At 43.1% G+C, this 9,304-nt stretch carries 5 protein-coding genes; 1 reads left to right on the plus strand and 4 read right to left on the minus strand.

Features of this window, described 5'->3' with window-relative positions:
* The first annotated feature begins 189 nt into the window (after window positions 1–189).
* Window positions 190–2,676 (plus strand): mechanosensitive ion channel family protein, encoded by a 2,487-nt coding sequence (locus VF500_RS25850; RefSeq protein WP_330862424.1) that lies wholly within the window; start codon window positions 190–192, stop codon window positions 2,674–2,676.
* Window positions 2,677–2,809: 133 nt separating this feature from the next.
* On the opposite strand, the gene VF500_RS25855 is transcribed toward VF500_RS25850, so the two are convergent.
* The 4 genes from VF500_RS25855 to VF500_RS25870 form a co-directional block, all read right to left on the minus strand.
* On the minus strand, window positions 2,810–3,811 hold the full coding sequence (locus VF500_RS25855) for a glycosyl hydrolase (RefSeq protein ID WP_330862425.1): 1,002 nt from the start codon (window positions 3,809–3,811) through the stop codon (window positions 2,810–2,812).
* A gap of 86 nt (window positions 3,812–3,897) precedes the next feature.
* Window positions 3,898–4,902: a glycoside hydrolase family 43 protein gene (locus tag VF500_RS25860; protein ID WP_330862426.1), complete on the minus strand. Its 1,005-nt coding sequence runs from the start codon at window positions 4,900–4,902 to the stop codon at window positions 3,898–3,900.
* Window positions 4,903–5,030: 128 nt separating this feature from the next.
* Window positions 5,031–6,482, minus strand: coding sequence for a RagB/SusD family nutrient uptake outer membrane protein (locus tag VF500_RS25865; protein ID WP_330862427.1), 1,452 nt, complete (start codon window positions 6,480–6,482; stop codon window positions 5,031–5,033).
* Between the two features lie 20 nt (window positions 6,483–6,502).
* Window positions 6,503–9,304: TonB-dependent receptor (locus tag VF500_RS25870; RefSeq protein WP_330862428.1), on the minus strand; the 2,802-nt coding region annotated here is incomplete at its 5' end.

Genomic DNA, 9,304 nt, shown 5'->3' on the forward strand with positions numbered 1-9,304 from the left:
CTTCAATCTCCTTACAGTTGACATTTCAGCTTACATCCGGGTTGACGGTTTGAGTAGATCGATGCAGGATATTCAGGGGCAAAAAGCAGGTGGGAATAGGCAGCTGATTTTTTTTCATTGATGTGAGGCTCAGATACTCAAATATAACTTTTTTACTCTGAACTAAACTTTTATCCGTTATTTTTATAAATGATTAAATTCTTATCACGCCTGTTATTAACGCTTATTATTGGTTTGTGCAGCTATGTTACCGTATATGCGCAAGTAGCCGACTCCACCCGGAAAGCCACCGCAAAAGACAGCAACAGTTTAAGTTTCATGGTCAAAATGCAGGCTTTCGCAAAAAAATCAGCCCGCGAAAGCGCCGAAGATTTTAGCGCGGATAAAGCCGCATTAGCACAAAATAACATCTTTGAGCAGATCAAAAAAACCATGCAAAAGGCCAAAAGCTATTTGCGAACAGGTGTGGATACAGTTGGGACGAGGGCGCAATTTGACCTCACTCAAAAAGATTTCCTGATAGCAGGCGATGGCGTGCTCACCAACACAGGCACGGCACAAACTTTCCGTAACTTAACAGCCACCTCAAAAATACTCACCGAGCTTTTAAATAAAGCCAATGCAAGCAAAGCCCGGCTCGACCATCACCAGCAGGAACTTACCGGGCTCCGTTACCAGCTGGATTCCCTGCTGAGCGTACCGGCACTGTTTAAATTTTCGACAGACTCAGTGGTGCTTTCCAAATACATTCAGCAAATTGTAGTAGTAGCCCGTGAAATTCACCCTGTTGACAGCGCACTGAAACAAGCTAACAACAATGTTCAGGGGTTATTGAACCAAATAAACGGACAGGTTTTCAAACTGCAAACCAGCCTGGAGGAAATTGAATTGTATCAAAAAACAATGGCAAAAAACACCTTCGACAGGGAGTTTGAAAATATATGGGAGCCACCCGGTCATTACCGGCCATTTGGCGAGATACTTGGGCAGGCAAAAGCTAAGGGGATACTTACACTACTCTTTTACCTGCAGGATAACGCCTGGAAACTGGTTGTTTTTGTAATGCTCCTGATTGCGTCTTATACGTATATGCGCTCTTTGAAAAATATTTATGCCGATCAGCAATTGATCACCAAGGATTATGAAGGGCAGCTGATCTTTCGTTACCCCCTACTGTCTGCCTTTGTAATTGTGATCAATTTGTTTCAGTTTATTTTCTTTTCACCCCCTTTTATCCTGAGCGTGATATTCTGGACAATAGCATGTATCAGCCTTACTGTACTGTTTAAGAATTTCATTACCCGCTACTGGATGAAGGTATGGCTGGCTATGGTGAGCTTGTTTTTAATTGCCGCTTTTGATAACCTGATACTTCAGGCATCACGTTCAGAACGCTGGTTCATGCTCATCATTTCTGTACTGGGTTGCATTACGGGTGTAATGGTCATGCTTAAAGGAAAAAGAGAAGAACTAAGGGAGAAATTGATTTTGGTAGCTATCGGCCTTATGGCCTTGCTGGAGTTCCTGGCTACAGTAGCTAACATATTTGGCAGGTACAACCTGGCCAAAACACTATTGATAAGCGGCTTTCTGAACGTGGTGATCACCATTCTTTTTTTATGGAGCATCAGGTTGATCAACGAGGGACTTTTCCTGGCTTTTAATGTTTATACCCACCAGGACCCAAAACTTTTTTATTTAAACTTTGAGAAAGTTGGCAATAAGGCCCCTGCCCTATTTTATATCTTATTAGTTTTTGGCTGGATCATACTGTTTGGGCGAAATTTTGCCGGGTTCGAGTATATTGCCGGCCCGTTAAGGGAGTTTTTCAGTGAGGAGCGCACAATTGGCGATTACAGTTTCAGCATCAACAAGCTGTTACTTTTTATCGGCATAATGGCAGTGTCCGTTATCATTTCCAAGATCGTTTCTTTTTTTGCTTCTGACAGACGCCAAACATCCGACAAGGATGGGAAAAATACCGGGCCTGGTATAGGCAGTTGGTTGCTATTGATCAGGATCTCCATACTCAGTATAGGTTTATTTTTGGCGATCGCAGCCGCAGGCATCCCTTTAGACAGGATCACTATTGTTTTGGGCGCATTAGGTGTAGGTATAGGTTTTGGCTTGCAAACGCTTGTTAACAACCTTGTAAGCGGACTGATCATCGCTTTTGAAAAGCCGGTTAACGTAGGCGACGTGGTTGATATTGACGGACAGGGCGGAACCATGAAATCTATCGGTTTTCGCAGCAGTGTCATCGCCACCTGGGAAGGTGCAGATATGGTAATGCCCAATGGTGATCTGTTAAACTCTCACCTCATCAACTGGTCGTTGGGGGGCAACCGCAGGCGTATGTCTATAGTTATCGGCATTGCATATGATGCCGATCTGGAAAAAGCCCGGCATTTGCTGATGGATATTTTAAACGCGGAACAGCGCCTTGTCAAAAGCCCGGCACCAGTGGTTCAATACGAGCAGTTTAGCAGCAGCTCTATTGATGTAAAGGTTTTTTTCTGGACAAGGCATCTCCGTGATTCTTATGCAACCCGCAGCGATATTATCATGGCTATTACAGCCTCATTCAGATCAAACGGCATTGTGATACCTTTCCCGCAGCAGGATGTATATCTGCATCGCCCTGAAAGCCCCGGAGGTGTTAACGAGATAGAGTGATCTATCCTCAAAGTTTAACTTGAAACTGAGTGTACCGGATGCAAAAACGCCTGCAATTCTGAGTTAATTACAGGCGCTATATCTGCGTGCTATCATTAGCAGTTACGAATAACCGTTGTCTTATATTTAAATTTTAATGGATGACTATTTCTTTCTGAAATGTATTCACCAAATGGATAGTGGCCGACTCATCACGATCGCAGGATATTACTCCGTTGCTATAGTGTAATTCGGCTAACTGGATCACGCTTCTCTTACTCTCGAATGAACCTTTTGCAGCCGGTTTATCTTTTGACCGGCCTGGGTGGGTAAAATAAAAAATATAAGCCCTGTCGTTATTTACCACTACATCGCAATGACCGCCAATAGCCTGATCGTCCTTACCTTTACCTGGCTCTTCTAAAATACGGCCCTCCTGTTTGGTCCACTTCAATAAATCATCAGAACTGTAAACCTCCATCCCTTTCCACACATCCACGATCATGAAATACTTATTTTGCCATCTGAAAATTTTGGGGCCCTCACCAAGTGCCGGAATGGCGATGCCTTTATCTGTCCAGTTATACAGATCGGTACTTTCGGCATATGATATTGCTTTGCCTTTCTTTTCGTCATTATACCACAACCGCCATAAACCATCTGAAACTTTAATAATAGAAGCGTCAATTACGTGATGGGTACCTAATGGTAAAACGGCTTCAAATCTCCAATTGATCAGGTCGGAGCTGGTTAAATGAACAATTTCCCGGGGATGGTCCCAATCAGTAAATATGCCCGGCACGTAGGTTAAATACATATGATACAAACCTTTATTTTCAATAATGTCCGGGGCCCAGAATGTATAACCAGCATTAACGCGGTAATTAATATTTGCCGTATCCCTGTATTTCCACACCCTGCCATCTTTTGATTCGGCTATTCCAATTTTAGTGCCATGCACCCATTGAACTCCGGTTGAATCATTTAACATGGCGCGACGATTGGTATAAAACATCCACCACATTTTTTGCTGCTTATTATAGATCACTACGGGGTCCGCAGCCCCATGCTCAAGAGGATCGTCAAACAAAGGTTTTGACACTGATTTTATTTGCGCATGCAAGCTGGTAACTATTGCTATAAATAATATCACCATACATGGCCTGACAATTTTATGGATAGGGTTCATATTAACATTCTTTTGTTTTAGGGAAGCATAGGTCTGAAAAGCTATACAATAAGTTACGGGTTATAAATTTCTATTTCCCCATTATTTACCTGGAGAGGCAACCACAGATAGGTAGATCTCTCCAGATCGGTCTTATTCCAGACATCTCCCATAAAAATAAACTTTCCCGGCTTATCAATAACAGGCAGAACAAACGCGCCTTGCGAAAAGAAAGTTACGTCGGAGTTTAATCCCTTGCATGGATTACCTTGCTGCGTCCAGGGGCCCGTTACTTTATCAGCAACTGCGTATGATGCGGCATTGGGCGACCAGCCCGTACAACCAGAGGTAATTAAATAGTATTTCCCCCCATTCTTAAAAATAGCAGGACTCTCTCTTTTTTGGTTCTCAAATATTCTTGAATATGTTTTTGTTGGTTTTAAATAATCATCACTCAACAGGCAAACATGCATCGTGTTGTTATCTTCGGATGAATAAATGAGGTAGGCTTTTCCGTCATCATCTTTATACAAGGTCATGTCCCTTAACATTTGATCATTCGGTTTAACACTGCCCAGGTACCGGTATGGACCAACAGGGCTATCACTTATGGCAACGCCACCCCGCGAGTAGTTATAATCATTTTTATCTATGTGCATCCACATCACAAACTTCTTTGTACGTTCGTTATAGATCACTTTAGGCCTTTCTATCACCCTGCCTGTATCCAAGTCGCTGCCCGGGTCATTAACGGTAGGCTTTAAAGCCACCCCCCTATATTTCCAATGTTTAAGATCAGTAGATGAATAGCAGGATATTCCACCTGCCGGAACCCGGTAATCTTCCCAGTTTTGACCGGGAACAAGCCAGGTCTTTCCATTTTTTATTTCTCCAAAAAGGTAATAAACACCCTGGTGATACATCACACCCGGGCCGTGGGCGTTAACAGGCTTTCCATCTGTATCAAATAATACCTTACCGTGTACAAGCGTATCAGCAATGGAGGTGTTTGTATTTGCAAAGGCTAAACTTTTAATAATAATTAATAATGTAATAAGTGAGAGGTGTTTCTTTTTCATTAAGGTTGATGTTATCAGGATATAAGATGACTGGAACCACCCGGACAGTAGCTCCAGTCATCTTATTTAACTTTTATTATTTTTCTTTCAGGCAAGGCGTAAACCCTGCTCCCCGGTTGACATTTTTATTAATTTCCTAAGTTAGGATTTAACTGAAGCTCGCCGGCAGGGATAGGTAAATAATATTGCGGTGTTCCGATCACCGCATTTTCTGACGGATCTCTGCTCGCAATAACCTGGGCTAATAGCTGCAAGCGGGTTATATCAAACCACCTGGTATATTCCCCCGCAAATTCCCATGCTCTTTCACTAATTACCGCTTTTACAAAATCTGTACTTGATAAACCAACCAGGGGAGCTAAGCCCGCGCGCGACCGTATGGCGTTAACACTTGCATAAGCCTGGTCATTAACAGCCCCACTCCGGGCTTGGGCCTCGGCATATATCAATAAAACATGTGCGTACCGCATCATTTGAACGGTACCGCTTGAGCCATCGGTACTTCCCTCAACAGGAGCCCTGAATTTCTCAAAATAAGGATGTTTTACAGCATCGTTCTGCCATGGTATCGTGGTACCGTCAGACTTTTTAATAACCGTATGAAAAGTGGCATCCTTTCTTGGGCCGGCCGGAAAATCATTGAAAAATTTGATCTCCGCAAAATAGTCATCCCAGCCGTTTTCTTCTCCCGGCATTGCAGAAGAGCCATAAAGTGCATTTGAATTAAACCAGTTACAGGTACCGCAATTATGAATGGCAAAAACCTCTTCGGCGGTTGTTGTTCCTAACCTGGTATTCTGCCATAAGGTGTTCAGGTCAGCCACCAGATCGAAACCATAGGCTGCTTTATTGTCTATTACTTCCTTTGCTTTTGCAGCGGCCAGTGCGTATTTCGAATTATCATTAACGGGCCAGCCACCCTCTGTAAGGTAAACATCAGCAAGCAGTGCTGATGCAGCACCTTTGGAAGCCCTGCCTGCATCCAATTTCTTATTTTGCATCAGTTTTTCGGCATTCAAAAGATCGCTTTCAATCAGCTTATATACTTCGGCCGGAGCAGATGTAGCAACCTTTAAAACTTCGGGGCTGTAAACTTCTGAAGTGATCAGCGGGATTTTTCCCCATAACCTGATAAGCCAGTAATAATCAAGCGCACGCAGGTAATAAGCTTCGCCCAGGATCTGATTTATAGAGGCAGCATCGCCTGTGGTTGACTTATAATTGTTGATGATGTTATTGGAACCCTGTATAGATTTGTAACACCCGTTCCAGATATTAAGCATCCTTCCGTTTAAACTGGAAACATGATATTGATCAAACTCCCTCAGATCGGCTTTATTACTGGCCGGATGAGTGGTCAGATCATCCGAACCCATCAATACAGCAGATACCGCCGCCGTAGTAAAGCCGCTTACCCAGGTAGTTGATAATGGCTTATAAGCGCCTACCAATGCTGCATTTAAACCTGCTACCGTACTTAAGGCCTGTGCCCCTACAACCTGCCCTTTGGGATCTTCTTTCAGCGCTTTTTTACAACCAAGCACAGAAAGGATCATTGATATAATTAAAATCTTTTTCATAATTAACTTTTCAATATGTTTTAAAACTTGAATACCGCACCTGCATTAAATGTCTTAGAGTTGGGATATGAGCCAAAATCAATACTTTGGGTAACATCCGATCCCGAACCGGCATTAGTTGATTCCGGATCAAATCCTTTATACTTGGTTATGGTAAACAGATTAGTGGCACCTACAAATAACTTAAGGTCAACACCTTTAATGGTGCCTTTTGGCAAATGATAAGAAACGTTCAGGTTCTTAAGTCTTACAAAATTTCCGTTCTCCAAAAAACGGCTTGATTCAAAATAGTCCTTATTGGTAGAACTGAATGCAGGGATGTTTGAGGTTTCATTAACGCCGGGTATATACCTGTTCAAAACCCCTACGTTGGTAGCTTGTTTGGCGTCCGCATTAGCGGTTATAGAACTGGCGTAAGTATAATCCAGTTTGCTAAAGCCCAATAATGATTGTACAAAAATATTTACCGAAAAATCGCCATAGGTAAAAGTGTTATTCCAGCCCAGCGACTGTTTAGGCGTACCGTTTCCGATGATCTGAAAATCACTGCCATTTATCGCGTTGTCGCCGTTCAGGTCCTGGTAATGTGAATCACCTGGCTTATTGCCATATTTTGCTGCTTCAGCCGCTTCGTTGGGTTTCCAGGTCCCCAAATATTTGAGCCCCCAATATGATCCGAGCGCATAGCCTGGTTTAATTATAAATTCGGGTTGGGTAGACAGGCCCGCACCCGCGTTTGCTACGCTTTTGTCTGAAAACACGCTGGCTAACGAGCCCAAGCTTTTAACAAGGTTTTTTTGAAATGTTATATTAAAGGAGCTTGACCAGGTAAACTTACCCGATTGAACAGGCGTGCCCCCAATATTAAATTCAAGCCCGCTGTTTTTCATTTTCCCTACATTACTAATAATGTTACCTCCGCCTGCATAAGCCGGCAACGGAAGGGATAAAAGCAGGTCCCTGGTGTTCTTTATATAGGCATCGGCGGTAAAACTCAACCGGTTATCAAATAAGGACAGGTCTAAGCCCAAGTCTTCTGCCTGCGTTGTTTCCCATTTCAGGAAAGGATTGGCGGCATTACCAAGCACTATCCCTGAAGAAACCGATGTATTGTTAAAGCTGTTGGCGGCCGAAAAGGCATCGCTGAGATAAGTAGACAGCGTAGCATATGGGTTAATAGCCTGGCTCCCTGTTAAACCCCAGCTGCCCCTGATCTTAAAGGTGTCAAAAACGTTTAGTTTTTTAATAAAGGGTTCTTCAGATAGTTTCCAGCCTAAAGCAACTGATGGAAAGGTACTTTCCTGGTTAGTGGGTTGAAATTTTGAAGATCCATCCCTCCTGACTGAAACTGTCAGCAAATACTTGTCTTTATAAGCATAGTTTACCCGGCCTAAATAGGAAATTAAAGCCGACCCTGAATAGGTTGAACCAGCCGACTGTGTAGTGGACAAGGCAAGATTATCATACCCCAGGTTAGCAAATGTAAGGCTATTGGCGTTGGCGCTAAAACCTGTTGAAGTATATTTTTGCTGCTCAAATACAGCGGTAACATTTAAACTATGCACGTTGTTAAATATGTGCGAGTAGTTTAACGTATTGGTATTTTGCAAATTGAACAACTCAGTAGATGTGCGGCTGGCATTTGGAATGTTATTGGTTACAGAAGGGCCGGAATAATTTTTACCCTGTATGTTTTGGTAATCAACGCCAAAGCTTACATCCAACGACAGGTCCTTGAAGAAATGGTAATTTGCGCCTCCGTTTAAGGTTATATTGGAATTGTCAACGATGTTTTCTACGTCATTGGCCAAAGCTACCGGGTTATAACGAATAGAGCCCAGCGGATCTACAAGGGTATATGTGCCCGCAGCAGTCCTTACCGGCGTAGTGGGTGCCCATGCCAAAGCCTGGTTTACAGAGCCTCCAGTACCCTGATTATTTGTATTCAGGTTTTCTCTCCTTATAGCCGAAATATTAAGCCGGGTGGTCAGTTTATCAGAAAACTGTGAATTAATATTTGACCTGAGCGCATAACGCTTATAGTTTGAGTTGATAACGATACCATTTTGATTTAGATAATCCCCCGAAATAAAGAATTGTGTTTTGGCATTGCCACCGGAGTAACCTAATTTATATTCCTGTCCGGGCGCAGTCCTAAAAACCTGATCCTGCCAGTTAGTTCCGCCGTTGGTCCTGAAATTATCTATCTGTGCCTGGGTAAAATAAGGCGCCAAACCAAGAGCAGTATTTCGTGTATTTACCGTGCTTGCAAAGTCGGCTGCACTTAGCAGGTCCATTTTCTTGATAACCCTCGATGTATAAAAAATAGGGGTAAGGGTTATTTCCTGCTTTTCTGCATTTCCTTTCTTTGTTGTAATTAAAACAACCCCGTTTGCTCCCCTGCTGCCGTAAATTGCCGTGCTCGATGCATCTTTCAAAATTTCGATATTGGCAATATCATCAGGGTTAAGGTTATTGAAATCGCCGCCTATAAAACCATCAATAACATAAAGCGGATTGTTATCGCCCAGTATGGAATTGGATCCCCTCACCCTGATCTTAACATCACCACCGGGTGCGCCGGAGTTGCTAACCACCTGCACACCGGCGACCCTGCCTTGCAGTGCCTGGTCAACACGGGTAACAGGCTGGTCTTTAAAATCTTTTGATGACAGGCTGGACAAGGAACCTGTTACATCTGATTTTTTTTGCGTACCGTAACCTATAACAACCACCTCCGACAGTTTTTTGCTATCAGGAATCAGTACAACATTAATGGTAGAGCGGCCATTGATCTGTACTTCCTGCTTTAAAAAACCGAT

This window comes from Mucilaginibacter sp. (assembly GCF_036383575.1).
In the GTDB taxonomy this organism is placed as follows: domain Bacteria; phylum Bacteroidota; class Bacteroidia; order Sphingobacteriales; family Sphingobacteriaceae; genus Mucilaginibacter.

Bases quoted from the DNA above. Each gene is read 5' to 3' on its own strand.
- VF500_RS25865 (WP_330862427.1), bottom strand. From the start codon at position 6,482: ATGAAAAAGATTTTAATTATATCAATGATCCTTTCTGTGCTTGGTTGT.
- VF500_RS25850 (WP_330862424.1), top strand. From the start codon at position 190: ATGATTAAATTCTTATCACGCCTGTTATTAACGCTTATTATTGGTTTG.
- VF500_RS25860 (WP_330862426.1), bottom strand. From the start codon at position 4,902: ATGAAAAAGAAACACCTCTCACTTATTACATTATTAATTATTATTAAA.
- VF500_RS25855 (WP_330862425.1), bottom strand. From the start codon at position 3,811: ATGGTGATATTATTTATAGCAATAGTTACCAGCTTGCATGCGCAAATA.